The sequence below is a fragment of the Paraburkholderia unamae genome (genome assembly GCF_003096875.1).
GTDB lineage: Bacteria > Pseudomonadota > Gammaproteobacteria > Burkholderiales > Burkholderiaceae > Paraburkholderia > Paraburkholderia unamae.
This window is the reverse complement of record NZ_QEOB01000016.1, coordinates 121,922-146,263: the sequence shown is the minus strand read 5'-3', so window position 1 is coordinate 146,263 and position 24,342 is coordinate 121,922. Positions and strand designations below refer to the sequence as shown.

Below are 24,342 nucleotides of genomic sequence, written 5' to 3'. Positions count from 1 at the left end.
TCTCAATGCGGGAAAGCGCGGTGCTTCAAAGGCTTGCCTCGAGGAAACCAAAGTCGACTTTCGGCGATCACCGGTTCCTGAGGGGGTGATTCGCTTCCTGAGGTAACGATTTCTGTGCAGCAGCGGAGTGCAGAGGCAGTGGTTTATGTGCGCGGGCTGTTTTGAGGCATCTATGCCGGGGTTTGAGGTGCTGGATGGTGGCGCGCAAGAGGTAACGAAATTTGTGCTGACTGCTGCCACTCGTGGATGACAACGGATTTTGTGCAGATCCCGTTCCGCGATCGACGACGGTAACGTTTATTGTGCACTTGCCTTGCCAGGGCCTTCTTCGGCCTTCCAACCTGAGGTAACGGAAATTGTGCAAGTCGCGCGACGAGCGGTGTGCGGGCGAATTTGCCCTTGGAAACCAACGAATCCGGCACGGTGCGGTGAGCGGATGGAACGAAGGTAACGCTTTTTGTGCAGTGCAGTGCGCGGAATGCCGCGACAAGCCTTATGGGGGCGCAGACGGTAACGTTTTTTGTGCATCTGTGGCTGGAGAGCGACTCATCAGAAATACAGTTGCACAAAAACCGTTACTCTTCGTTCTGCGAGACGGTGACCGAAACTCGAAGTGGCCGAATCGCACAAAATCCGTGACCTTGCGCCGTGGCACGCTTCCCTGCGTGGGTCGCCGGACGGTGCAGCAGTTTCAAACTGCACAAAAACCGCGACCTTGGCGCTGCGAAGGTGTTGCTGCCCCATCATGTTTTGCACAAAAAATAGGCAATCCGCAAAAAACGGCTTTATAGCGCTGCTGGCGGCTTTGGGCTGTTCGCTGGTATTTGGGCCTTGGGCAGACCCCGCGAAGCCCATATAGCGCGTTTTGGAGGGTCATTTTTTCCCATATCGCCCTCAATTAGTGTGTTTTCATACGCTTTTGCTGTATTCTACGCTTTATCCAAATTCTGATAAAAAGCGTATTAATGGCGAAGACTATCGAATTGCCGTCGATCGATCGACGCGTGGACCTTTCAGCGATCACTGAATTTGCCGAAGAGGCCGGCCGTCTTTCCGAAGAGCTTCGGGAAATGATGCTGGCGCCGCGGCCGCGAAAGATGGCGCCCACGTTTACGTCCGCGCAGGTCGCCGAGCTTTGCGGCATTGACCGCATCAAGCTCAACAACCTGCTGGCCACTCGCGAAGGCTTACCGCAAGGCGTGGCGCAGGGCTCCGGGCGAAGCCGGGTCTTCACCCTGCCCGAGGCGCGAACCTGGGTGCAACAGGTTTCCGATATCTACCAGACACCGCTTCATACCGGCGTGCGCGACGCGGACGGCAAGGTGCTGCTCGTCGCGAACTTCAAGGGCGGGTCGACGAAAACGACCACGACCATGTGTCTCGCCCAGGGCCTCACGCTGCGCGGCCGCAAGGTCCTGCTCATCGACCTGGATCCTCAAGCTTCGCTGACGGAATTGTGTGGACTGTATGCAGAGAAGGAAGTGACCGAAGACAGCACTGTCCTTCCGTTCATCTACGACCCGCATATGGAAGGCGGCCTGCTTAACTTCGTGCAGGAAACGTACTGGGATGGTCTCGATGTCATTCCGGCGCACCCTACGCTCTTTTCCGCCGAGTTCCATATTCCGGGCACGGTGATCAAGAACCCGGGATTCAAGTTCTGGGATCTGTTGCGCCAGGGCGTGGTGGCGCTGCGCAAGCAATACGATTACATCATTCTGGACACGGCGCCTTCGCTGTCTTATCTGACCATCAATGCGCTCATGGCGGCCGATGCGATGGTCATGCCGCTCGTGCCCGAAAGCCTGGACTTCATCAGCTCGGTGTCTTTCTGGAGCCTCTTTTCGGACCTCGCGCACACAATCATGGAGCGCGGCGACGAAAAGACCTACGACTTCGTTTCCGTGCTGCTTTCGAAGGTGGACTACGGCAAGACGTCGTCGGCGCCGGTCGTGCGCTCCTGGGTGCAGCGGACTTACAAGGACTGGGTGAACGCGCTGGAGGTGCCGGCAAGCTCCGCGATGAGCAACGGCGCGCTCGCGATGGCCACCGTGTTCGACATCAGCAAGGGCGATCTCGCGGACAAGACGGTCGCGCGCGTGCGTCAGCCACTGACTGACTATGTGCGCTGGATCGACGATCTCTACGTAGAACAATGGAGGGCCGGCAAGTGAGTTCATTTCGCGACAAGATGGCGGCGAAGACCGCTGAGCTCGGATCGTCTTCGGAGCGGGCCGCGCCAGAACGGCCGGCCGCGGTCGCACCGGCGGAGCCGCGCCGCAGCAGCGCGTTCAAAACCGGCCCCGGCATGCTGGGCGCGCTGGCCGTTGCGCAGCAACGGATCCAGGAACTGGAGACGACGAGCGACAAGCTCATGCTTCCCGTGAACGCGATTCAACCGAATCCGTGGCAGCCGCGCAAGATTTTCAGCGACGAAGGGCTGGCTTCGCTGGCCGAATCCATTCGCGAGGTCGGGCTCGTCGAGCCGGTCGTCGTGCGTCGTGCGGACAACGGCTATCAGTTGATTGCCGGCGAACGCCGTCTGCGTGCGCACGTTCTGATTCAGGCGGAGGAGATCCGCGCGTCGGTGATCGAGTGTTCCGATCAGGACATGGCGGTGCTCGCGCTGGTGGAAAACGTGGGCCGCGAAGATCTGACTGATTATGAGATTGGTCAATCACTGCGTCGCGCCGAGCGTGAATTTCCGACCCGTAAGCGCATGGCCGAGGCACTCGGCATGTCGCGCAAAGGCCTGTACCGTTTTCTGGCATTTGAGAATCTCCCCGATTTTATTCGCCGAGATCTCGATTTGAATCCGCGGCTGCTGGGCGGTTCGGCGGCCGACGAGGTCGTCTCGGCGATCAAGAAGTTCGGGACAGCGGGTCTTTCGGCGGCGCGTGAATTGTGGCCGGCCGTTGTCGAGCGTACGCTTGATCAGGGCAAGCTGGCCGCCGCGATTGGCGCGCAGGCGAGCCGCGGTGAGTCGATCGAAAGCGTTTCTGAGCGCAGCATCGAGAAGATTTTTTCCGGTAAGAGCCACGCTGGGAGTATCACGAAAGATACCAATAGCTTCACCGTGAAGCTGAAGACGGGCGTGCTGTCGGATGCGCAAGAGACGCAGATTCGCGAACTGATTAGCCAGCTTTTCAATGTAAAGCCCGGCTGAGCTGGGTGTTGCTGGATGGATTGAGTTTGGAGCCCGCTTCGGCGGGCTTTTTCTTTTCCTACGCGGTTTTGGTGGTGTGTCGACTCGACACAAAGGCGCGGGAGGTGAGGGTTGTTGTGTGGCATCGCCTGCGGGGCGTGTGAATCTCGTTTTGGGCGACTTTCGGCGTGCTTCGAGGTGCGGTGTGTCGATTCGACACACGGTGCGGCTGACGCGTGGTGTCGAGTAGGCGATGGGCTATCGGGTCTCGGGAGCAAACCGGCTTCGATAATGTATGTGTCGAGTCGACACACGGATGCGAGCGCTGAGGATGGTTGCTGTGTGGCTCCGCCTGCCGGTATGGGTGGATCCCGTGCTGGCTGATTTTCGGCGTGCCTCGATGTGATGTGTGTCGAGTCGACACAGGTGGCGAGTGCTAACGGCGGTTGTTTCGTGTGACGGTCTCAGAAGGCGAGATGGACTTGTGGCGCTTAAGTTTGCGCGTATCTTGCCGCGCCATGTGTCAGGTTGGCCCGGTGCGGTGAGCATCTCGGCCGACGCTGGCCTTGCGTTACGTGCCGTTATAGGGAGCCTTCCCGGAGGAGCACCACTGTGCTCGATGCCTGTGTGTTGACTCGACACACGGGGGCGGTTGCGACGTCTCACGGGGACGATTGCGTCACGCTACAAGGGGCGCGCTCGGTGCCTTCCTGCGGAGTGTGTCGAGTCGACACACAGTGTGACGCAAAGCTAACCGTTGCATTTGAACGATCAGCCCGCGCCTGACTACGGAGAGGGGCGTTGTTCCGGTCTTCGTCGGACTACGAGTCAATGGGACGCATCTTGATGCCGCTCACCGACTCCGTGATAACGCACACGGCATGTAGCGCTGCGTGCCGCTTCTATGCGACATAAGCGTTGGCGTGACATCCGGCCACGCTTGTCGTGTGTCGACTTGACACACGACAAGCTCGGGATCCTCGTTGAGGCCCATTCGGACACCGGCTACACAACTGATCGAAAGCGCTGCCGTCTGGAGACGAGCCTTGATCCAGATTACAGTGCGCCACACAATTAGCGTGTCTCGAATCGACGTGCAAATCTTCAAAGTCTCACGTGGATGAGGCTCAAGGCAGATGCTTTCGATCGCCTCAAACGCGCCCGGTCCCTTGCGCTAATGTCAGGACAAGAGGGCGGTAGGTCAAGGATCGATGCAAACCGCAATCGGTGCGCCAAGCCGTCGGGAACTTGATTGGCTGTCGCGTCTGCTAATACGTGGGACGACCTCGGAGCCAATCCTTCCACTAGAGGTTCTCATGCTGTGTGTCGAGTCGACACACAGCACCCGCCCGACTCGTAGCGGCCGGCGACCAACTGGAATTCGGCACGCGTGTCCGCGCGTTCGCATGACAAGCGCTGGGGATCGACTGGCCAAGCAGCCAGTGATTTTGTTGGCCGCGCGTCATACCCTGGCAAGCCGTGTGTCGACTCGACACAGCTTGTCCTGACAAACTCACGCATACGCCACTCGCAACGCGTCGCTGATCAATCAGCCACGGCGTGAATCTTGGCGGATCAAAGTTCTACCTATCGATAGGGGCAAGCGGTTCGGCGCAGTCAGTGGCAGGCGTGGCTAACGTGTCCAGACGGAGTGGGCCCAAGAACGGGCGTCACACCCGCCCGTCGAATGTTCCAGATCGGATGCGAGTCCCGTACAAGCGGCCTGACCGTGCGCGATCCAAAATCGACGTCTTCAGTACACATTGATGAGGTGCCGCGAGACGCGCCTCGATGACTCATCAAACTCACGACGAGCACGCGTCCGCCTATATGCAGCGCACGAGAGATTCGCTGTCCGGCCAATGGGTGGCCTGTACCGCACGTGCTTGCTTGTCATAGGAAGAGGGCGCTGGTGCGACTCCGCCACGGGACGGCAAAACTCGTGTGGCGTGTGTCATGGGCAATTCGCCGTTTGCCTTCAACTCAAAACGTCTGACGAGTGGCAATGGAAGCGCGTGATGACTCCGTGCTGTACACGAGTTCCCATCCCAGATGCACAGTCCTGCATACGTTTAAAATGCAACTAACCGAATAGTGATTCGTCTCCCACCGCATGAGTGCCAGCGCAACCGACCACTCAACCACAGCCTCCACCGCGGTAATCGCGAGGCGAGCACATGCAGCAACTAACCCGCACGCCGGAGAGCAGAGAGACTAGCCGTTGGCATCACCGCCTCTTCACGCGCCCAACCGGCCTACTTGTCGAGCACAACCACCAAACTCCACGTCTACGCTCGTGAAACAATTCGCGAAAAATGAAGAAATCCGCTAAAGCCTTACCCAGAAACGACTTCAGGCCGAAAACCAACCAAATTCTAGGTGATGTTTCACGAATTCAAGAATTCTCCGACCCCGAAACACGGCTGAGAGAGCCGAACTTGCACAAAAACTGGTACCTAGCCGGTATCTCGTACGTTTCACTACGTATTCTGTAGTTCTCAGTAAAGCGCACCCAAACCAGCCACCGCCACCATCCTTCCACTCGCCTCACGCCAACATTCCAAGCGCCGTCTGCAACACCACGCGCTTGTACTTCGCCTGCTGCTTCGGCAGAGCGGAAAACACCTGCAAGACATGTCCATAGGCAACCGTCTTGCTGATCCCGTTGAGCAGCATGAAGAACAGCACGTCCGCGTCGACCACCTTCAGCGCCTTACGCTTTCCCGCATCGCTCAGCAGCGGAACGAGCACATCGTGATACGGCCGTACGATCCGCTCCACGAGCAGATCGAAGCGCTCGCCTTCCTCGGTTGCCGCAGTCGCGAAGAAAAGTCCGATATCGGGTTCGTTGAACACCTTGTCGATGTAAATCTCAAGCGCTCGTTCCACGCGTTCGCGCGCGCCGAGTGCCGAGGCACGCAAACTCGCCGTCGCCGCGACCATGGGCCCGGTGTGTTCCGCGATCTGTTCGACCACGGCTTCCCAGAGCGCGTCCTTGGAACCGAAGTGATGCGCGAGCAGCGCCGCATCGACGCCTGACTCGCGCGCGATCTCGCGCACGCTCGTAGCGTCGTAGCCGCGCTTCGCGAAAGTCTTGCGCGCGTTGCGCAAGAGCTTGTCGCGGCCGACCGAGGCGCCTTGCGCGGGTCTGCCGCGCGTGCGCTTTACCGCTGGCGACGTGTCCGGGGACGCTGCCTTTTTCATGCGTATCGACAGTTTTGGGGGCAATGAAGGAGAAAAGGGGAGAGGGCGCGCAGCGCGCCCCTCACTCGACGCAAGCCATGGCGCGATCGCGTCGCGCACGCGCGGCATCGAGCGCCTGCTCGTGCTCGGCGATCTTTTGCGGCACCGCTTCGCGCAGGAATTCGACCAGCGTCTTGATCTTCGCGTCGAGATACTGGCGCGAAGCGTAGAGCGCGTAAATATTGTGCGGTAGCGTGCGCACGTCGGGCAGCACCTGAATCAGGCTGCCTTCGCGAACGCACTGAAGCGCGGTCGGCACCGGCAGCAAGCCAATGCCCATGCCCGCCTGGGCGGCCTGTGCGAGTGCTTCGGCCATATTGACCGTAAGCGGTGCAGGTTTCGGTGTCCGAAACGAATTCGGTTCCACGTCTTCGAATACCCACTGCGCCGAGGGCATGTCCTGCAAATTGAGTTGCAGGCAGGTGTGGTGTTCGAGATCCGCGAGCGTGCGCGGCGTGCCGCGCCGCGCCAGGTAGTCAGGCGCCGCGCACAGCACCGAGCGCGTGGAGCCGAGGCGTTGCGAAACGAGCGACGAGTCCTTCAGGTTCTGCGCGACGACGATCGCCACGTCGAACTTTTCCTCGAGCAGGTCGGGCGTGCGTTGCGAGAGCACGAGATCGACGCGGACATCCTCGAACTGCGCCGTATATTGCGCGAGCAGCGGCGTGAGGTAATGCTGCCCGAAGCTGGCCGTGGCGTGAATGCGCAGCCTGCCCGCCGGTTGCGCGCTCGCGCCCATTGCCTCGGCGTCGGCCAGTTCGACCTGGTTGAGGATGCGCTCGCAGTGCGAGAGATAGCGGCGGCCCGCGTCGGTCAGCGAGATCTGCCGTGTGGTGCGATTGAAAAGCCGGGTTTGCAGGCTCGACTCGAGTTCCATGATCGCGCGTGACACGGCGGCCGTGCTCAGCGACGCGCGCGCGGCCGCCTTGGCGAATCCCCCCGCTTGCGCGACCCTAATGAACATCTTCATGCTGCCCAGTTTGTCCATCTGATTCGTGTTGCTTTGGGGGCAATGCGCCGCGTCTTGCCGTGATGCGTGCGGGAATGAGGCGTACTGCGGGTGAAAGCGCGTCGCCGCGCCGTGGGGCTGCCGCCGATATTCAGCAGTCGATGAAATAATTCTACTGTGCCGCAAGTGCGCATGTCAAAGCACGACCGTGCATGTCGATTAAAATTGGGCCGCAATGCGCGCCTGCTTGCGCAATTCAGCGGGCATCGCCCTTTTTTCCAATCAGCGCCACGAAACACAAAAGAGGACTCGTCGTGAAGTTCATCCACGCGGCAGACATCCACCTCGACAGCCCGCTACACGGACTGAGCGCCTACCCCGACGCGCCCGCCGCGCAGTTGCGCAACGCCACGCGCGAGGCACTGCGCCTGCTTGTCGATCGCGCGATCGAAGAAGAGGTGGCCTTCGTCATCATTGCAGGCGATCTTTACGACGGCGACTGGAAAGACCACAACACCGGCATTTATTTCGGCCAGCAAATGGGGCGCCTGCGCAAGGCCGGCATTCGCGTTTTCGCGCTGTGGGGCAACCACGACGCGGAAAGCGAAATGACGAAGAAACTCACGCTGCCCGACAACGTGGTCGTGTTCAATCATCGCAAGCCCGAAACGCATCGGCTGGACGAATTCAAAGTCGCGCTGCACGGCCAGAGTTTCAAGGACAAGGCCGTGGTCGAGAATCTCGCCGTGAGCTATCCGGCGCCGGTTTCCGGGCACTACAACATTGGCGTGCTGCATACCGCGCTCGAAGGCTATGCCGCACATGCGAGCTACGCGCCGTGCACGCGCGCGGAGTTGAACGCGAAGGGCTACGACTACTGGGCGCTGGGCCACGTGCACGAGTTCCAGCAGTGGACGGAACAATCGACCATCGTATTTCCCGGCAATTTGCAGGGCCGGCACATCCGGGAGACGGGCCGCCGCGGGGCGGTGCTCGTGACCGTCGAGGGCGGCCGCACCGAAGTCGAGCGCCTTTATCTCGACGTGCTGCGCTGGGAGTCGGTGCACGTCGATGCAAGCGACTGTCTGAGCATTGCCGATCTGGCGCGTAAGATCGGTGCATCGCTTGAAGCGCTGCTGGACGTCGATCCTCATGTTCCGCGCGCCGTGCGCGTGACGGTGACCGGCAAGTCGCCGGCCCACGGTCTTTTCTTCGGGCGTGCCACGCAATTGCGCGCGGAGGTGCTCAACCAGATCGGCATCATCGGCAACGAAAAACTGTGGCTGGAAAAGGTCAGGCTCGAAACCAGCGAGGCGGATGCGGCCGCCTCGCAAAATGAGCAACTCGAAGCGCTCGCGGATCTCAAGCAGATTCTCGAAGCGGCCGCACAAGACCCTGAATTTCTTGCGCTGCTCGAACGCGATCTGCGCCCCTTTGTCGGCAAGGTGCGCAGCGAAGTCAAGGAAGACGCGCCGCTGCTCGAACTGGCCCGCGACGGCAAGCTTGCCGCGCTGGTGGAGCAGGTGGGTCCTGCGCTGCTCGCGCGCCTTTCCACGGGGGAATAAGCCATGCGTTTGAAGCAACTCGATTTGATCAAATACGGCAAGTTCACCGATACGACTTTGCCGTTCCCGCACGCGGCACACGATTTCCACGTCATCGTGGGGCCGAACGAAGCAGGCAAATCCACGGTGCGTACCGCTGTGTCGGAACTTTTGTTCGGCATGCGCCTGCAAACGCCGCTCGACTTTCTCCACAACACGCCGGAACTGCGCATAGGCGGCGCGCTGGAGAACGGCGCGAGCGAGCAGCGGTTTCATCGCGCGCGCGGCCGCAATTCGCTGCGCACGCCGCAAGACGACAAACTGCCGGATGATTTTCTCGCCGCGTTTCTCGACGGCGCGAGCAAGGAATTTTTCGAACAGATGTTCGGCCTCGATCACGCGCGGCTCGTGGAAGGCGGCCGCAGTATTCTCGACGCCTCGGACAAACTCGGTCAGGTGCTGTTCGAATCGGCCGCCGGCGTAGGGAGCCTCGGCCCCGTGCGCGAAGAACTGGAAAATCGCGCGACCGAACTCTGGGCGCCACGACGCAGTGGCAGTGCGTATGCACAGTCGGAAACGCAGTTCACGGAGGCAACGGGCGAACTGAGGGCCGCGCAGGTGCGCACGCGCGATTGGGTCGAAAAGAAGGAAGCGCTGGAAACGATCGAACAGGCCATCGAAAGCCTGCGGACCGAACAACGCGGCCTCGAATCGCAGCGCTCCAGACTGGAGCGCGTGCGACGGCTCGCGCCGTATCTCGGCGAACTTTTGCTCAAACAGAATGCGCTGGCCGAGTTGGGCCACGTGATCGATTTGCCGCCAACGGCGTATGCCGACCTGCTCAAGGCGCAAGCCGACATCGCCGCCGAGCGCAAGGTGCAGGAAGCGCGGCAGGCGGATCTCGCAGGCAAGGAAGCGGCGCGCGATGCGATCGAACCCGATCGCGCGGCCCTGTCAGTCGCAGCGGAAATCGATGCGCTCGATGATTTGCGCGGCGTATGCGTGAAGCATCCTCGCGAACTGGTCGTGCGCGAAACTGAAATACAGGGCCATCTCGACGCGGCGTTCGACGCCGCCGCGCAGCTCGACTGGCCAACCGACGAAGCGGGACTGCGCGCCGCGCTGCCCGGCGCACTCGCGCTAAAGACGGTGACGAATCTCTTGCGCGAGCATGGCGTGCGCGAACAGGCGCTCGCGACCGCACGCGAAGCGCATGACGAACTTGCGCGCAAACTGGCGCAATTGCGGGACGAACTGGCGCGCCTACCTGGCATCGACGTGCCGTATGCGTTGCAGGCCGCGCTCGACATCGCGCGCGAGTTCCGCAACAGCGCAATTCAGGAAAGCGCACTCGAACGCGAATTCAAGGATGCGCAACGCGCGCTCGGCGAGAAGCTCGAACAACTCGGACAGTGGCGCAAGCCGGTAGAGGCGCTGCGCGCGCTCGATCTGCCTTCCGTCACGCGGCTTGCCGCGCTTCAAAAGGAGGAGAACGAGCGCATGGGCGCATTGGCTGCCGCGAAAGAAGCGGCGGCGCAAGCGTCGGATGAGATCGGCCGCCTCGACCTGGAAGAAAAGCATTTTACGCAGGGCAACAAGGTCGTCACGAGCGCCGAAGTGCAAGCGGCGCGCACGCGTCGCGACAGCGCGTGGGATGACGTCAAGCAGGCGCGCATTCATCTCGCGGAAGGCGCGCCGGCGGTCGACGATGCCATTCGTTTGGCCGACGAACTGATCGACGCGCAGCTCGGCACCTCGCAGGCGGCGGCCAGATTGCAGACGCTGCGTCAGCAGCTCGAAGCGGCGCGCGAGAACGGTCTACGCAAGCGCGCTGCCACGGGCGAACGCGAGCGCGAGCTCGACGCTTTTTACGCAGCGTGGAAGCGGATTGCCGACGGCGCGCAATTGCCGGGCATGCCTCTTGCTGACATGGCCGCCTGGCTTGCGAATCGCGAAGCCGCGCTCGCCGCGCAAAGCGAATGCGACCGGCGCGCGAGCGACCTCGAAGCGCGCCGGGCCTCGCGCGCGGCAGCGCACGCGGCGCTGCTCGCTGCGCTGCGCGTGGTGTCGGACGTCAAAGAAGGCGACGCGTTGGCGAGCTTGATAGGCGCGGCCGAAGCCTTCGTGCAGTCGGCGCAAAAGAGCGCCGTGCAGCGCGAAGGTCTGCAAACGCAGTTGCGCGACGCCGAGCGGGCCGACGAAGCCGCGCAATCCCGCCTCGCGACTGTGCAGGATACCTACGAAAAGTGGCAAACGCAGTGGCGCGAAGCGCTCGTGCAAGCCAATCTCGGCGCACGGGCCGCGACGCTCGCGGCCGCCGAAGGCGCTGTCGAGCTTGCCAATGGCGTTGCGGCCGCGATTTCGGACACCGAAGCACCCCGCAATCGCATTCGCGCGATCCGCACACAATTGCAAACACTCGACGCCGACGCGCGGTGGCTGGCCGAGGCGCTCGCGCCCGACTGGCTCGCGTCAAATGGCGGGAAAAGCGACGGAATCGAGCTGGCGCGCCGGCTCGCATCGCGCCTTGCGTCGGCGCGCGAGACGGCGAAATCGCTCGCTCAGGCCGAGGCCGACGTGCAGGTCGCGCGCACGCGCGTAGCCGACGCCGCCGCGGCCGTGGCGGGCGCGCAGGCGCGCATCGAGCCGATCCTGAATCTGGCCGGTGTGGACGAAATCGACGCGGCCCTGCCGCTCGCGCAGCGCTCGGACGCACGCCGCACGCTGTCAAACGCAATCGAGGCAGCGCGAGACATGCTGGTGCGCGAGGGGGATGGCCTCGCGCAGGAAGCCATCGCGGCGGAAATCGCGGAGCAGCCGATTGCCGAAGTGCCGGCGCTGCTGGAAACGGTCAAGCAGGAACTCGAAACGCGCGGCCGGATATTGAGCGAGCGCCTGCAACAACAGGTGACGGCCGCCCAGGCATTCGACGCGATCAACGGACAGGCCAACGCCGCACTCGCGGAAGCGAAACGCCAGGAGGCGCTGAGCGCAATGGGCGAAGCCGCGGAGCAATATCTCGAAGCCGCGACGGCGAGCCGGCTGCTCAAATGGGCAACGGACCGTTATCGCGACCAGAAACAAGGGCCGATGCTGCGCCGCGCGGGAGAAATATTCAGCGGTCTCACGCTGGGCGAATTCGCGCGCCTCGTCGTGGACACGGAACGCAATCCGCCCGCGCTGCACGCGCGCCGCGGCAATGGTAAAAGCGTGGAAGTGAATGGCATGAGCGAAGGCACGCGCGACCAGCTTTTTCTTGCCCTGCGTATCGCGGCACTGGAATTGCAGCTGCAAAGCAAGGCGGCGTTGCCGTTCGTCGCCGACGACCTGTTCATCAATTTCGACGACGAGCGCGCAAAAGCCGGTTTCGAGGCATTACGGAATCTTTCCGCGAAAACCCAGGTGTTGTTTCTCACGCACCACGATCATCTTTTGCCGCTGATTCGCGAGGTATTCGGCGCACGGGTCAATGTCGTCGAATTGCAACGCGCGCGAGCCGTGGCGTAGCGGCGTGAAAGTTGCGCAAACAGAATTCACAAACGCGGTGTTTGCGCCACAATCAATAGTCTGATCAGAAAACGTGTTTTGCAGCACAATTCATGTGTTTAAAATTGCCAGTGTGTGTGATTTGACATCATAATCACCCTGTCCTTCGTGACGCCCCGGCAGGCCGGGATCGTATTTCGATCTGCCAATGAAGTCTGAAGGGTGTCCGTAAAATATCGTGAATAAGGAGGTGTACATGGTCACCCTGGATGCAATTCAATTGAAGATTGCAAAACTGCAAAAGCAGGCTGAAACGATCGTCGAAAAGCAGGCTTCGGTCGGACTCGCGAGAATTCGCGAACTGATGGCCAAACACGGCCTGAATCTCGCCGATATCGAACGTTTCGTCGGCAAGAAACGCGGCCGCAAGCCGGGCGCGAGCGCCAAAACGGCAACGAAGCGCGCGGTCGCGGCAAAATACGCCGATCCGAAAACCGGTGCGACGTGGACGGGCCGCGGCCGCGCCCCGCTGTGGATTCGCGACGTGAAAGACCGCTCGAAATTCCTGATCGACGGCAGTGCGGCAAATAGTACGGCAAATGGCGCAGCGAAGCCGGCCAAAAAAACGCGCGCCGCTTCGGGCACGTCGGCGGCGGCGAAAAAGACCGCAACGAAGCGCGCGGCAACGGCCAAACGCGCCAAGGCCGCACCGGCGAAAAAGGCCGCTCCCGCTAAAAAGGCGGCGCGTAAAACGGCGGGCCGCAAGCCCGCTGCAAAAGCGGCGCAAGGCGCTTCGGCAGCAGCTGCCTGAAGTTAGCAGATCGTTAGCAGATAGCCGCTCGCGATTAAGCGAGAATCACTAGCGAGCAGGTGGCCGCGCCGGCGTTTTAACGCCCGCGGCCACTTTCACATGTGCGGCGCGAAAATACGCCCACTCCCTTACCCGATTACTCATTCCATACCCGATGTCCGGCTTTTCCCTGGCCTCCGGCCTTCTCGTGCCCCACCTTCAATCGCTCAGCGTGCCTGAACTCGTCGGCATCGCGCTTGCGCTCGTGCTGGGCGGCATGGTGAAGGGCGTGACCGGAATTGGCGTGCCGCTCGTGGCCATGCCGATCGTCACGCATTTTCTGCCGGTCAAGGAAGCGGTGCTTCTGCTGTCGATGCCGATCATTCTCGGCAATATTCCGCAGGCGCTCGAAGGCGGCGAAATGCTGCCGACCTTGCGCAATATCGCCGCGCCGTTAATCGGCACGGTCATTGGCAATGTGCTCGGGGTATCGGTGCTGATCGCGCTGGAGCCGCATCACGCCCAGGCGGCTTCGGGCGTGGCGTTGATCGTCGCGGCGGTGCTGCTGCTCGTTTCGCCGCGCTTCACGCTCGCGCCCGCGCTCGTCAAGCCGGTGGGTTTCGCGCTCGGCTTCGGGGCCGCGCTCATGGAAAGCATTGCCGCCGTGCCGGGGCCGCTGCTCGCCATGTACCTGATCGCATCGGGCGCGACGGGTCGTACGTTCACCAAGCAGATTGCGATCATTCTCGTGGTGTCGGTCATCACGCTCATCACGACCTTCAGTCACGGCGCACACGCGAATCTCTCGGATCTCGCCGTTTCGGCGGCGGCCAGTCTGCCCGCCATCGCGGGCATGCTGATCATTCGCCCGTTGCGCGACCGGCTGCATCCGCTCGCGTTTCGCATGATCGTGCTGGTGTGCGTGCTCGCCGCCGCCGCGCAAATGATCGTCAAGTCGCACGTGCTGTTCTAACGGCGGCGAACCACGCGGCATTCAATGGCTGATCGCTTCGAGCGAGAGGCCGCGCGTGACGGGGCCGAGCAGAATCATCACGATGCCCACGAGCATCGAGGCGCCGATGAACACCGCCACGCCTGGCACACCGTAATGATGCAGCAGGATGCCGATCGCGAGCCCCGCGAACGCGGCCGCGATGCGGCTCCACGAATACACGAAGCCCACCGCGCGCGCCCGGATGCGCGTGGGATAAAGCTCGGCCTGATAGCCGTGATAGGCATACGACATCACGTTCGAAGCGAGCGTGAAAAATACGCCGAGCACGATAAGCACCCACGGCTGCGTCGCCTGTGCGAATAGCGTGATGACCACGGCCATGACCAGCAGGCCGCCGACGATTTGCGTCTTGCGCTCGAACTTGTCGGCAAACCAGACGCCAAGCAGCGGCCCGAACGGATTGGCGATCGCAATCACGAATGCGTAGGCAAGGCTTTGCGTGATATGCACGCCACGCGCGATGAGCAGTGTGGGCACCCATGCTGCGAAGCCGTAAAAACCGATCACCTGCGCCATGTTGAAGATGGAGAGAATCACCGTGCGCCGCAAATAAGGCGGCCGCAGCACTTCGCCGAGCGAGCCGCGCCCGGCTTTTTCGAGCGCGATCGGACCGGGCGGCGGCAAGGCCACGCCTTTTTCGGCGGCCACGCGGCGCTCGATATCGGCCACGATCCGCTCGGCTTCTTCCACGCGCCCGTTGCGCGCGAGCCAGCGCGGGCTTTCGGGAATGTGGCGGCGCAGGAACCACACCACTACCGCGCCCACCGAGCCGATCAGGATCACCACGCGCCAGTAGTCGAGGCCGATCGGGTGCGTGTCCTTGAGGATGAAGGCGAGAAACGCGACCACGGGCACGACGCTGAACGTGATGAACTGGTTCACCGCATACGCGCGGCCGCGCTCCAGGCTCGGGATCAGTTCGGAAATATAGGTGTCGATGGTCACGAGTTCGATGCCAATGCCGATGCCCGCGATAAAGCGCCAGATATTGAGCGCCTGGCCGGAGGTCTGAAACGCCATGATGGCCGTGCAGACGATGTACCAGATCAGCGACCAGGTGAAGATGATGCGGCGTCCGAAGCGGTCGGCGACCTGGCCGAACGCGAGCGCGCCCACCCAGAGCCCGGCGAACGTCGAAAACACGAAGGTGCCGAAACCGGCCACCTTGAGCGGCCCGAGCGCCGAAAAGAAGCCGAGCGACTCCGGCGTGAAGAGGCCGGAATGCACCATGCCTGGCGCGACATACCCGGTAAAGAACAGATCGTAGAACTCGAATACGCCGCCGAGCGAAAGCAGAATCACCATCGACCAGACGGTGCGTGACGGCGGTAGCCGGTCGAAGCGGGCGGCAATCTCCGCCGATTTTTCAATGGACATCCCGAGGCCTCATTACATTTTGAAAGCATGTGGGGAACAAGGTGTGCATGCATCGATGCCTTGGCAACGCATGCCATAGCACGCAGCTTATTGATGCGGCGACATGGAGGCACCTGGTTGAAACCCAAACGACGCATGCTTCAGGCGAGCGTTCGGGGAGCGCCTCAAACCACGCTCGCGCCCGCATGGCTCACGCGGTTGCGTCCCGCGTGCTTGGCGGCGTAGAGCGCGGCGTCGGCGGCTTCGATTAGCGCGTTGGGAGAAGTGGCCACGACCGCATCGCGCGTGGCGCATCCCGCGCTCACGGTAACGAGGCCGCCTGAGGCGGGCGAGGGCATGCCGAGTTGCTCGACGGCCTGGCGTGCGCGCTCCGCAAGCGCGGCGGCCTCCTCGGCGCCGGTGTCCGGCAGCACCAGCGCGAATTCTTCGCCGCCGTAGCGCGCGACAAAACCGGCGGACGGGCGCGGGCCGCCCGCGTGGGTGTCCGCAAGGGTATTGGCAAGCGCGCCGGCGACGGCGCCGAGGCACGCGTCGCCGTGCAGGTGACCGAAGGCGTCGTTGTAGTGCTTGAAGTGATCGACGTCGATCATGATGAGCGAGAGCGGCTGCTCGCTGCGTGTCGCGCGATCGAAGGCCGCGCGGAACTGCTCGTCGAAATAGCTGCGGTTATAGACGCGCGTGAGCGCGTCGCGCGCGGCGGCGCGGATCAGCGAGGCATGTTCTTCGGCAAGCTGGCGATAGAGCGCCGTCACTTCCCAGACCAGCACGCACACGAGCACGCCCGGCGCAAACATGCTGAATACGCGCGCGACATACCAGCCCAGCGTGAAGCGCTCGATGCTGAGCGTGTTGAGCGAGGTATCGACGAGCGAGGCAAGCAACGCCACCACGATCCACAAATCGAGCACGAGACGCAGCCGCCCTTTGAGCAGCACGAGTGCGATGGCAATGACATTGAGCGCGCAGATCACGAGACCCGCAGTGTTGCTCGCGATCGCCGCCCCCGGCGCAAGCGCGGGCACAGCCTCAACGTCATGAAACGGCGAAGCGAGATCGACATGGGTGACGAGCACGCCAAGCAGGGCGGCGATCGCGGCGGGCGCCGCGATCAGCAGCCAGCCGCGCGCGTCGAGGCGCTCGCGCGTGAACGCGGGTCCGGGCAGGCGCTTGCGCACGAGCTCGGCCACGATCACGAACAGCGGAAAGCCGCCGTGCCAGAACACCCACATCCATGCAGCGCTATGCGGGAGCGCGCCGAGCAGCCCGGCACGGGCGAACACGCCCGGAAACATCAGCAGTTGCAGCGCGACGGCGATGGCCGTGAACGCATACGCGCCGCCGAGTGCGGCGAGCATGGCCACGCGCGTGGCCGCGAAGCGCGCGCCGAGCAGAAACGCGGCGATGCCGGAGGTGGTGAAGACCGTGAGCGCGCACATCGGCATGAACGGTCCGATGGCGGGCAGCGTGTCGCGCGCGCGGGGCGCGGCGAGCGCGAGCGTGAGCAGGATCGCGAATGCGCAGACGCTGGCGAAGATCGCCTGCCTGCGTGTTGCCGGTCCGATCAGCAAGCCGTCCATTTGGGTCGTTGCGGGTGTGGGGTTCGGTCGGGAAACCATCTGGCATGGAGCCGACGCGCGATACGTTCGGCAGCCGGGCCGCAGCTCATTGTGCGCCGAATTGGTCATTAGTGGGGCACGGATGCACGAGCCCGCTAATATTGAGTTTCGTATTCGAGCGCGCTACATTGGGCGCGCACATTGGGGTCTCGCCCGATTGGTGAAACTGGTGAATGCGTCGTGCGGACTTGCCTCATGTAATTCAGATGTAAGGATCACTGATGATGCATCGCGTATCGGGTGAGCGCCGCGAAGCCGATGGCTGGCTCTCCGGTCGTGCGGGCGAGGCGCGGCTTGGCTGGGTCGCGCTGGCGCTGGGCGTCGTGCTCGGCGTGCTCGCTCTCGTGCCGGATCTGCCGGTCGATGCGCGCGCATGCGCCGTGCTGTCGAGCGCGTGCCTCAATCTTTTCATCGCCGTTTTCGGCACGCGCTTGCCGGCTTCGCGCGCGCCTCGCGGCGAGCCCGCCACCCGGACCTTGCTGCACGTTGCGCGCCTCGCGCTACGGCGCGATTCGCAAGTCGCGGAAATGCGCGGCCTGCTGCTTTCGCTTCCGTGGCAAGGGTGGGTCGTGCCGCTTGCCGCGTTCGTTTCATTCATGCTCAACGTCTATGCGTGGATGCGCCCCGCGTATGCGTTACCCGCTGCGCAACGCGGGGCCGCGCCTTTGCTCGTTGCGGGCGCCGGCGCGTTGCTCATCGCTTTCGCTGCGCTGGTAGCCGAGCGCTTCCATGCGCAGCGCGTAGAGGAGTCGCACGCCGCTGCCACGCTTGCGGGGCTGTTGCGCGTCGTGCTCGCCGCCGCGTTGAGCATGACGGCGTGCGCGGCGGCGCTGGCGTACACGGGCGAATCGCTTACGTGGCTCGTGCGTGCGCTGGCTGTGCTCACCGGTGCGATCGCGCTGGAACTCGGCGCGCGCGCCGCGCTCGCGACGCTGGCGCCGCCCGCTGAGGCCTGGCGCCTGCGCAGCGCCATCGCTTGCGCCTTGCGATGGCAGCCCCACCCGCTTGCCGCGCTCAATGCGCAATTGCGCATGCGCTACGGCATCGACTTGCGGCAGAACTGGGCGCTGCAAAGCGTCGTGCGGCTCCTGCCCGCCGCGCTGGTGGCGATGGTGGCGGCAGGCTGGCTGCTGGGCGGCGTTGCGATTCTCGGCCCGGATCAGCGTGCCGTGTACGAGCGCTTCGGCGCGCCCGTTGCCGTGTGGCAGCCGGGGCTGCACGTCGGCCTGCCCTGGCCCTTCGGCCGCGCGCGCGTGATCGACAACGGCGCCATCCGTCAACTGATCGTCTCGGGCAGCGCGAACGACAACAGTCGCGCCGCGCCGCCGGTTTCCGCCGATGGCGAGACGCCCTCGCAACTGAACCGCCTGTGGGACGTGCAGCATCCCTGGGAGACGACGCAGGTGATCGCGGGCACGAGCGGCGAGCAGCAGGCGTTCCAGATCGTCAGCGCGGACGTGCGGCTCGATTACCGCGTGGGCCTCTCGGATGCGGCCGCGCGCGCCTCGCTTTACCGCGCCGTCGACATGGACGCCACCGTGCGCTCGATCGCGAACCGCGAAGTCGTGCGCTATCTCGCCTCCCGCACGCTGCAAGCACTGCTCGACACGCCGCAAACGGCCATGGCCGGCGAACTGCGCGCCGCGGTGCAGCACGAGCTGGACCGGCTCGCGAGCGGCGTCGAGGTGGTGGCGGTCGTGATCGAGAGCGTGCATCCGCCCGCAGGCGCGGCCGCTGCGTATCACGGCGTGCAGGCCGCGCAGATCCGCGCGCAGGCGAGCGTGGTGCAGGCGCGCGGCTTCGCGGCGGCCGCGCTCGGGCAAGCGCGGCAGCAGGCGATCGGGACGGTCGCACAAGGAAGCGCGAACGCGGCGGACACGCTGGCCGCCGCGCGCGTGCAGCAGATCGCTTTCGACGCCGATGTGATCGCGCAGCAGCTTGGCGGCCCGGCATTCGGCTTTGAGTATTACCTGCACAGCCTGCAAAAAGGCCTGAAGGACGCGAGCGTGACGGTGATCGACGACCGGCTCGCGAGCGGGAACCGCGCGACCATCGATCTGCGCGCGTTGAACCCGGTCACGGCGGCAGGCGTGAAGCAGGCGTGGTAACGCAGCAGCCCTATCTATATAGAGCAAGGTGATCCGAACGTGAGCTTTCTGCATACGCACGGCGATGTGCACTCTCATCCTCATCACGGTCACGCCCACGAAGGCTCGGGCGCATCGGGGCCCGTGAATCCCCGGCGTTTTGCGCTGCGCGCGGCGTTCGCGTTGTTCTGCGTGCTCGTCGCGCTCATCGTGGCGAGCGTCGTGCAGGTGCGCGAGGGCGAGGCCACCGTCGTCACCCGCTTTGGCGACCCGGTGCGCGTGCTGTTGCGGCCCGGCCTCGCATGGCGGCTGCCCGCGCCCATCGAGGCGGCCGTGCCCGTGGACCTGCGCCTGCACACCTCGTCGAGCGGCTTGCAGGACGTCGGCACGCGCGATGGCCTGCGCATCATCGCGCAGGCCTACGTGGCGTGGCGTGTGCCCGCCAATGCCGCCGACATCGGCCGCTTCGTGCGCGCGGTGCGCAACGAGCCCGACGAGGCCGCGCGCCAGATCCGCTCGCTCGTCGGCTCCGCGTTGCAGACCACCTCGGCGGGCTTCGATCTGGCCTCGCTCGTCAACACCGACCCCTCGAAGGTGCGCATCGGCGCATTCGAAGAAGCGCTGCGCCGCCAGATCGATGCCCAGGTGTACGCGGCATATGGCGTGCATGTCGTGCAGGTCGGGCTGGAGCGCCTCACGCTGCCCGCCGTGACGCTCGCGGCGACCGTCGATCGCATGCGCGCCGAGCGCGAGACCGTGGCCGCGCAGCGCACGGCAGATGGCCTGCGCGAAGCCGCGCAGATCCGCTCGGATGCCGACCGCGACGCGCGCGTGCTGATCGCCGACGCCAACGTGAAAGCCGCCGACATCGAGGCGCAATCGCGCAAGGACGCGGCGGCCATCTACGGCAAGAGCTACGCCGCCGACCCGCAGCTCTACACGATGCTGCGCTCGCTCGACACGCTCGGCACCGTCGTCAACGCCAACACGAACCTGATCCTGCGCACCGACGCCGCGCCGTTCCGCGCGCTCGTGCAGGGGCCGCCGGGGCTTGGCGCCGCAGCGCCGGCAACGGGCGCAGTGGTTGCGCCAGCAACGATTTCTCACGCTCGCGGGCACACGCGATGAGCACGCGCGAAGCGTTCCCCGTGCTCGGCCCCGGCGCGCAGGCGGTGCGGCTGTCGTTCTGGTTCGTCGCGGTGCTGGCGGTGCTCGCCGCGCTCGCGTGGGCCACTTCGAACGTGCGCCGCATTCCGGCGGACAGCAGCGCCGTCGTGATGCGCTTTGGTGCCTACGTGCGCAGCCAGGGCGCGGGCCTGCTCGTGGCGTGGCCTCGGCCGTTCGAAACCGTGCAGCTCGTGCCGGGCAGCGAGCGCGTGCTCGAACGGCGCATCGTTTCGCTCGCGCGCGACCCGCAAGCGGGCACGCAACTGAGCGAAGCGAGCGACGCGCTGGCGGGCTCCGGCTATGTGCTCACGGGAGACAACGGCGTCGTGCAGTTGAGCGCGACGCTGTTCTACCGCGTGAGCGACCCCTATGCGTACGCGTTGCAGCTCGAACGTCTGGACGCCGCGATCGAGCGCATCGTCTCGGCGGCGGTCGTGGAGACGGCCGCGCGGCGCGACCTCGATTCGATCCTCGTCGCGCGCCCGGAACTCGTGGCCGCCGACCAGCAGATGGCCGCGCGCCGCGAGCAATTGCGCGGCGATCTCGCGAGCGCGATCCAGCGGCATCTCGATGCGCTTGCCGCCGCGCATGCGAGTCTCGGCATCGAAGTCGCGCGCGTGGACCTGGAGACATCGTTTCCCGCGTCGGCCGTCGATGCTTTCAACGCGGTGCTCACCTCGCTACAGAACGCCGAGCGCGACGTGGCGCAGGCGCGCACCCTCGCCGAGAAAACGCGCCAGCACGCGCAGCAAAGCGCCGATCGCATCGTGCAGGATGCCGAAGCCAACGCGGCCGAGCGGGTGGCGACGGCGCAGTCCGAGACCTCCACGATCGTGCAGCTCGAAGCGGCGCTCGGCGCGAACCACGACCCCGGCCTGCTCGCGCGCGCGTATCGCGACCGTGTGCAGGCGGTGCTCGCCCGCGCGGCGCGCGTGACGACGCTCGATCCGAACGACGCGTCGAGCCTCGTGTTGCCGGGGCGCGCGCCATGACGACGCCACTCGAAACACCGGCGAGAGAGGACGCGCCCGGCCTCGTGCGCGAACCCGCTCACACGCATGAGCGCCCTGCGTCGCAGCCGGGCGCGGCGCTCGCCATGTCGGACGCGGAGCGCCGCGCGATCACGCGCGATACGCTGCTGGCGCTTCTCGCGGGCGGCTTGCTGCTACTCTCGCTGGCGTGGCCGCACATGGCGTCCGGCAACGCCACGCTCGCGCAACTGCTCGCGGCGGCGGCCTCGCTCGTGGTCGCGCCGCCCGTGTTCGCGGGCGCGTGGCGCAGCCTCAAGACGCCGAGCCTGCACGGCGTGACCGACCGCCTGATCGCGCTCGCCATGCTCGGCGCGTGGGCCGTGGGCGACATGACGACCGCCGCGCTCCTGCCCATCGTCATGACTTTCGGTCACGCACTCGAAGAGCGCAGCGTGCTGGGCTCGCAGGAAGCCATTCGCGCGCTGGGCCGCCTGACTACCGGCGAGGTGCGGCGCGTGAGTGCGGCGGGCGCGATCGAAACCGTGCCCTACGAAGCGCTGCGCGCGGGCGACGTGGTCGATGTGCTGCCCGGCGCGCGCGTGCCCGCGGACGGCGTGGTGCGGCACGGACGCTCGGCCATCGACAATAGCGCGATCACGGGCGAATCGTTGCCGCAGGACGCGGGCGAGGGCGCGCGCGTGTTCGGCGGCGCGATGAATCTGGACGGCCCGCTGCGCGTGGAGATCACCGAGGTCGGCGAGGCCTCGACGCTCGGCAAGGTGGTCGAACTGATGCAGCGCGCCGAGGCCGCCAAGCCGCCCATTACGCAGGCACTGGAGCGCTACATGGACGCGTATCTCGCGCTCGTGCTGCTGATCGCCGCGATCGTGTGGTTCGTGAGCGCGAACGCTTCGGCCATGCTCGCGGTGATCGTCGCGGCATGTCCGTGCGCGCTGGTGCTGGCCGCGCCCTCCACGGCGATTGCGGGCATCGCGGCGGGTGCGCGGTGCGGCATTTTATTCAGGAATGCCGTATTTCTCGACACGCTTGCCGAGATCGATACGCTCGTCATCGACAAGACGGGCACGCTCACGCATGGCGAATTGCGCGTGACGAAGGTGGCGTTGCAGCCGGGCGTGGAGGAGGGCGAGGCCCTCGCGCTGGCTGCGCGGCTCGCGCAAGTGAGCGCCCACCCGGTGTGCCGCGCGCTCGAACGTCATGCGGCGGCCGATTTGTCGCCGGGCGGGCGACACAGCGAACCGAAAAGCGAACCGAAAAACGAACCACCCACGCACGCGCGGGAACTGCGTGGCCTCGGCGTGCTTGCGCCCATGCCAGAGGGCGAGGCCGTGCTGGGCCGCTTCGACCTGCTCGAACAATACGTGAGCATGCTGCCGCCCATGCCTGCGGAGCTGGACGGCCCGTGCGTGGGCCTCGCGCTCAACGGCCGCCTGCTCGCATGGTTCGGCTTTGCCGACACGGTGCGCGCGGAGGCCCGCGAAGCGCTCGATGCATTGCGCGCCCTCGGCATCGAACGCGCGACGCTGCTCACCGGCGACCGCGAGCGCGTGGCGCGGCGCGTGGCCGCCGAGGTCGGCATCGACACGGTGGTGGCGCATGCGCTCCCGCACGACAAGCTCGACTACGTGCTGCGCGAGATCGAGGCGGGACATCACCCGCTCGTGGTCGGCGACGGCCTCAACGACGTGCTCGCGATCAAGGCGGGCTCGACGAGCGTGGCGATGGGCGAGCGCGGCATCGACATCGCCGTGGCCTCGGCCGATATCGTGCTGCTCGCCGACGACCTGCGCCGCGTGCCGGACAGCGTGCGCCTTGGGCGGCGCTGCCGGCGCATCGCCACGACGAATGCCGCGATCGGTCTCGCCAGGACCGTGGCCGTCATCACGCTTGCGGCGCTGGGTGTACTCAGCGCCGTGGCGAGCGCCGTGCTGCACAACGTGGGTACGTTCGTCGTGATCGCGAACGCGGGGCGTCTGCTGCGCGAGAAGTAACGCCCGCCGGTGCCAACGCCGCGTTACTGCGGCGCCGACGTCAATGCGCGCAACTGCTCCAGCAGCTTCGCCGCCGGACTCGGCAGGATGCCGTGCCGCCGGCGAAACGCGGTGAGCGTGCGGCGCCCTTCGACGCCCGGCATGTCGAGCGTATCGAACACGCCCGCCCGGCTCTCGGTGAGATACATCGTCGAGGCCATCCAGCTCAGGAAGCCCGCGCGCGCCACGAAGCTCTTGAGCGCCGTGATCGAGCGCGTTTGCACCACCACGTTCGGCAGGCCCAGCCCTTGCGCCGCGAAGGCCTGCTCCATGTGCTCGAACGGCGCCGTGCCACGCGGCGGAATCGCCCATTGCGCGTTCAGCGTATCCGCGAGCGTGAGGTCCGGCTTCGTGCGCAGCGGATGATCGTGCGCCGCCACCACATAGCTGCAATCTTCCCAGCGACAATCGCCGATGGCCGCGATTTCGTCGGTGTCGGGCACGGCCATGCTGAGCGCGAGGTCGATCTCGCGTTTGACGAGCGCGTCGGCGAGCCGGTCCCACACGCCTTCGAGAATCTCGACGCGCAGCCCCGGCCAGCGGCGCAGCACGCCGCTCACCGCGAGCGGCAGCACGAGGCTCGCGATGCTGCCCACGGCCCCCACGCGGATCGTGCCGCGCGCGAGGCCGCGCATGGCGTCGATTTCCTCGCGCGCCTGCTCGGCTTCGCGCTGGAGCAGGATGGCGTGCGGCAGGAGCGCCTCGCCCACGGCGGTGAGGTGCATGCCGCGCGAATGGCGCTCGAAGAGGGGCGCGCCCACCTGTTCCTCCAGGCGGCGGATCGCGCGCGAGAGCGCCGGCTGCGTCACGTGCAGCGTTTCGGCGGCGCGCCCGAGACTGCCCGCGGAGACGATGGTGGCGAACGCGTGGAGTTGCTGGAGGTTGTAAGTCATGCCTAAAG

General features: G+C 64.8%; 15 protein-coding genes. 10 read left to right on the top strand and 5 right to left on the bottom strand.

Annotated features, from left to right (window positions below; genetic code table 11):
- Positions 1–965: 965 nt before the first annotated feature.
- Entirely contained in the window at positions 966–2,174 is a 1,209-nt protein-coding gene (locus C7402_RS30145; protein WP_112173541.1) for an AAA family ATPase, read from the top strand.
- Positions 2,171–3,166 carry a ParB/RepB/Spo0J family partition protein gene (locus C7402_RS30140; protein WP_112173636.1) on the top strand — a complete coding sequence of 332 codons (996 nt, stop codon included), beginning with the start codon at positions 2,171–2,173 and terminating at the stop codon, positions 3,164–3,166. Before C7402_RS30145 ends, C7402_RS30140 begins: the two co-directional genes overlap by 4 nt.
- Positions 3,167–5,692: 2,526 nt before the next feature.
- Here the strand turns inward: C7402_RS30140 and C7402_RS30135 are convergent.
- Together C7402_RS30135 and C7402_RS30130 are read right to left on the bottom strand one after the other, a co-directional pair.
- Positions 5,693–6,349: a TetR/AcrR family transcriptional regulator gene (locus C7402_RS30135; protein WP_116613223.1), complete on the bottom strand. Its 657-nt coding sequence runs from the start codon at positions 6,347–6,349 to the stop codon at positions 5,693–5,695.
- A 61-nt stretch (positions 6,350–6,410) separates the two neighbouring features.
- Positions 6,411–7,358, bottom strand: coding sequence for a LysR family transcriptional regulator (locus tag C7402_RS30130; protein ID WP_372460398.1), 948 nt, complete (start codon positions 7,356–7,358; stop codon positions 6,411–6,413).
- Between the two features lie 293 nt (positions 7,359–7,651).
- Between C7402_RS30130 and C7402_RS30125 the strand changes: the two genes are divergently transcribed.
- From C7402_RS30125 to C7402_RS30110, 4 genes are all read left to right on the top strand, one after another.
- Positions 7,652–8,902 (top strand): metallophosphoesterase family protein, encoded by a 1,251-nt coding sequence (locus tag C7402_RS30125; RefSeq protein ID WP_116613222.1) that lies wholly within the window; start codon positions 7,652–7,654, stop codon positions 8,900–8,902.
- Positions 8,903–8,905: 3 nt separating this feature from the next.
- Positions 8,906–12,388 carry an ATP-binding protein gene (locus tag C7402_RS30120; protein WP_116613221.1) on the top strand — a complete coding sequence of 1,161 codons (3,483 nt, stop codon included), beginning with the start codon at positions 8,906–8,908 and terminating at the stop codon, positions 12,386–12,388.
- Between the two features lie 235 nt (positions 12,389–12,623).
- Complete coding sequence (locus tag C7402_RS48060; protein WP_112173536.1) at positions 12,624–13,178, top strand: H-NS histone family protein; 555 nt, start codon at positions 12,624–12,626, stop codon at positions 13,176–13,178.
- 154 nt (positions 13,179–13,332) lie between these two features.
- Positions 13,333–14,130, top strand: coding sequence for a sulfite exporter TauE/SafE family protein (locus tag C7402_RS30110; RefSeq protein WP_112173535.1), 798 nt, complete (start codon positions 13,333–13,335; stop codon positions 14,128–14,130).
- Between the two features lie 21 nt (positions 14,131–14,151).
- Here C7402_RS30110 and C7402_RS30105 read toward each other — a convergent pair whose 3' ends face one another.
- Both C7402_RS30105 and C7402_RS30100 read right to left on the bottom strand, forming a co-directional pair.
- Positions 14,152–15,477, bottom strand: coding sequence for an MFS transporter (locus C7402_RS30105; RefSeq protein WP_208949028.1), 1,326 nt, complete (start codon positions 15,475–15,477; stop codon positions 14,152–14,154).
- Positions 15,478–15,713: 236 nt separating this feature from the next.
- Entirely contained in the window at positions 15,714–17,126 is a 1,413-nt protein-coding gene (locus C7402_RS30100; protein WP_116613220.1) for a sensor domain-containing diguanylate cyclase, read from the bottom strand.
- Between the two features lie 260 nt (positions 17,127–17,386).
- Here C7402_RS30100 and C7402_RS30095 point away from each other — a divergent pair, with 260 nt between their 5' ends.
- The 4 genes from C7402_RS30095 to C7402_RS30080 are packed head-to-tail and all read left to right on the top strand — an operon-like array spanning position 17,387 to position 23,402.
- The gene (locus tag C7402_RS30095) at positions 17,387–19,273 is read left to right on the top strand and encodes an SPFH domain-containing protein (protein ID WP_244314973.1); all 1,887 of its coding nucleotides are present in this window, start codon (positions 17,387–17,389) and stop codon (positions 19,271–19,273) included.
- A 39-nt stretch (positions 19,274–19,312) separates the two neighbouring features.
- A complete protein-coding gene (gene hflC, locus C7402_RS30090) occupies positions 19,313–20,380 on the top strand; it encodes a protease modulator HflC (protein ID WP_116613219.1) in 1,068 nt (355 codons plus the stop codon).
- A complete protein-coding gene (hflK, locus tag C7402_RS30085; protein ID WP_116613218.1) occupies positions 20,377–21,411 on the top strand; it encodes a protease modulator HflK in 1,035 nt (344 codons plus the stop codon). Before hflC ends, hflK begins: the two co-directional genes overlap by 4 nt.
- The gene (locus C7402_RS30080; protein ID WP_116613217.1) at positions 21,408–23,402 is read left to right on the top strand and encodes a heavy metal translocating P-type ATPase; all 1,995 of its coding nucleotides are present in this window, start codon (positions 21,408–21,410) and stop codon (positions 23,400–23,402) included. Before hflK ends, C7402_RS30080 begins: the two co-directional genes overlap by 4 nt.
- Before the next feature lie 23 nt (positions 23,403–23,425).
- Here the strand turns inward: C7402_RS30080 and C7402_RS30075 are convergent, their stop codons facing one another.
- Positions 23,426–24,334 (bottom strand): LysR family transcriptional regulator, encoded by a 909-nt coding sequence (locus C7402_RS30075; RefSeq protein WP_116613216.1) that lies wholly within the window; start codon positions 24,332–24,334, stop codon positions 23,426–23,428.
- Positions 24,335–24,342: the final 8 nt, after the last annotated feature.

Bases quoted from the DNA above. Each gene is read 5' to 3' on its own strand.
- C7402_RS30145 (WP_112173541.1), top strand. From the start codon at position 966: ATGGCGAAGACTATCGAATTGCCGTCGATCGATCGACGCGTGGACCTT.
- C7402_RS30135 (WP_116613223.1), bottom strand. From the start codon at position 6,349: ATGAAAAAGGCAGCGTCCCCGGACACGTCGCCAGCGGTAAAGCGCACG.
- C7402_RS30130 (WP_372460398.1), bottom strand. From the start codon at position 7,358: ATGAAGATGTTCATTAGGGTCGCGCAAGCGGGGGGATTCGCCAAGGCG.
- C7402_RS30120 (WP_116613221.1), top strand. From the start codon at position 8,906: ATGCGTTTGAAGCAACTCGATTTGATCAAATACGGCAAGTTCACCGAT.
- C7402_RS48060 (WP_112173536.1), top strand. From the start codon at position 12,624: ATGGTCACCCTGGATGCAATTCAATTGAAGATTGCAAAACTGCAAAAG.
- C7402_RS30110 (WP_112173535.1), top strand. From the start codon at position 13,333: ATGTCCGGCTTTTCCCTGGCCTCCGGCCTTCTCGTGCCCCACCTTCAA.
- C7402_RS30105 (WP_208949028.1), bottom strand. From the start codon at position 15,477: ATGGTGATTCTGCTTTCGCTCGGCGGCGTATTCGAGTTCTACGATCTG.
- C7402_RS30100 (WP_116613220.1), bottom strand. From the start codon at position 17,126: ATGGACGGCTTGCTGATCGGACCGGCAACACGCAGGCAGGCGATCTTC.
- C7402_RS30095 (WP_244314973.1), top strand. From the start codon at position 17,387: ATGATGCATCGCGTATCGGGTGAGCGCCGCGAAGCCGATGGCTGGCTC.
- hflK (WP_116613218.1), top strand. From the start codon at position 20,377: ATGAGCACGCGCGAAGCGTTCCCCGTGCTCGGCCCCGGCGCGCAGGCG.
- C7402_RS30080 (WP_116613217.1), top strand. From the start codon at position 21,408: ATGACGACGCCACTCGAAACACCGGCGAGAGAGGACGCGCCCGGCCTC.
- C7402_RS30075 (WP_116613216.1), bottom strand. From the start codon at position 24,334: ATGACTTACAACCTCCAGCAACTCCACGCGTTCGCCACCATCGTCTCC.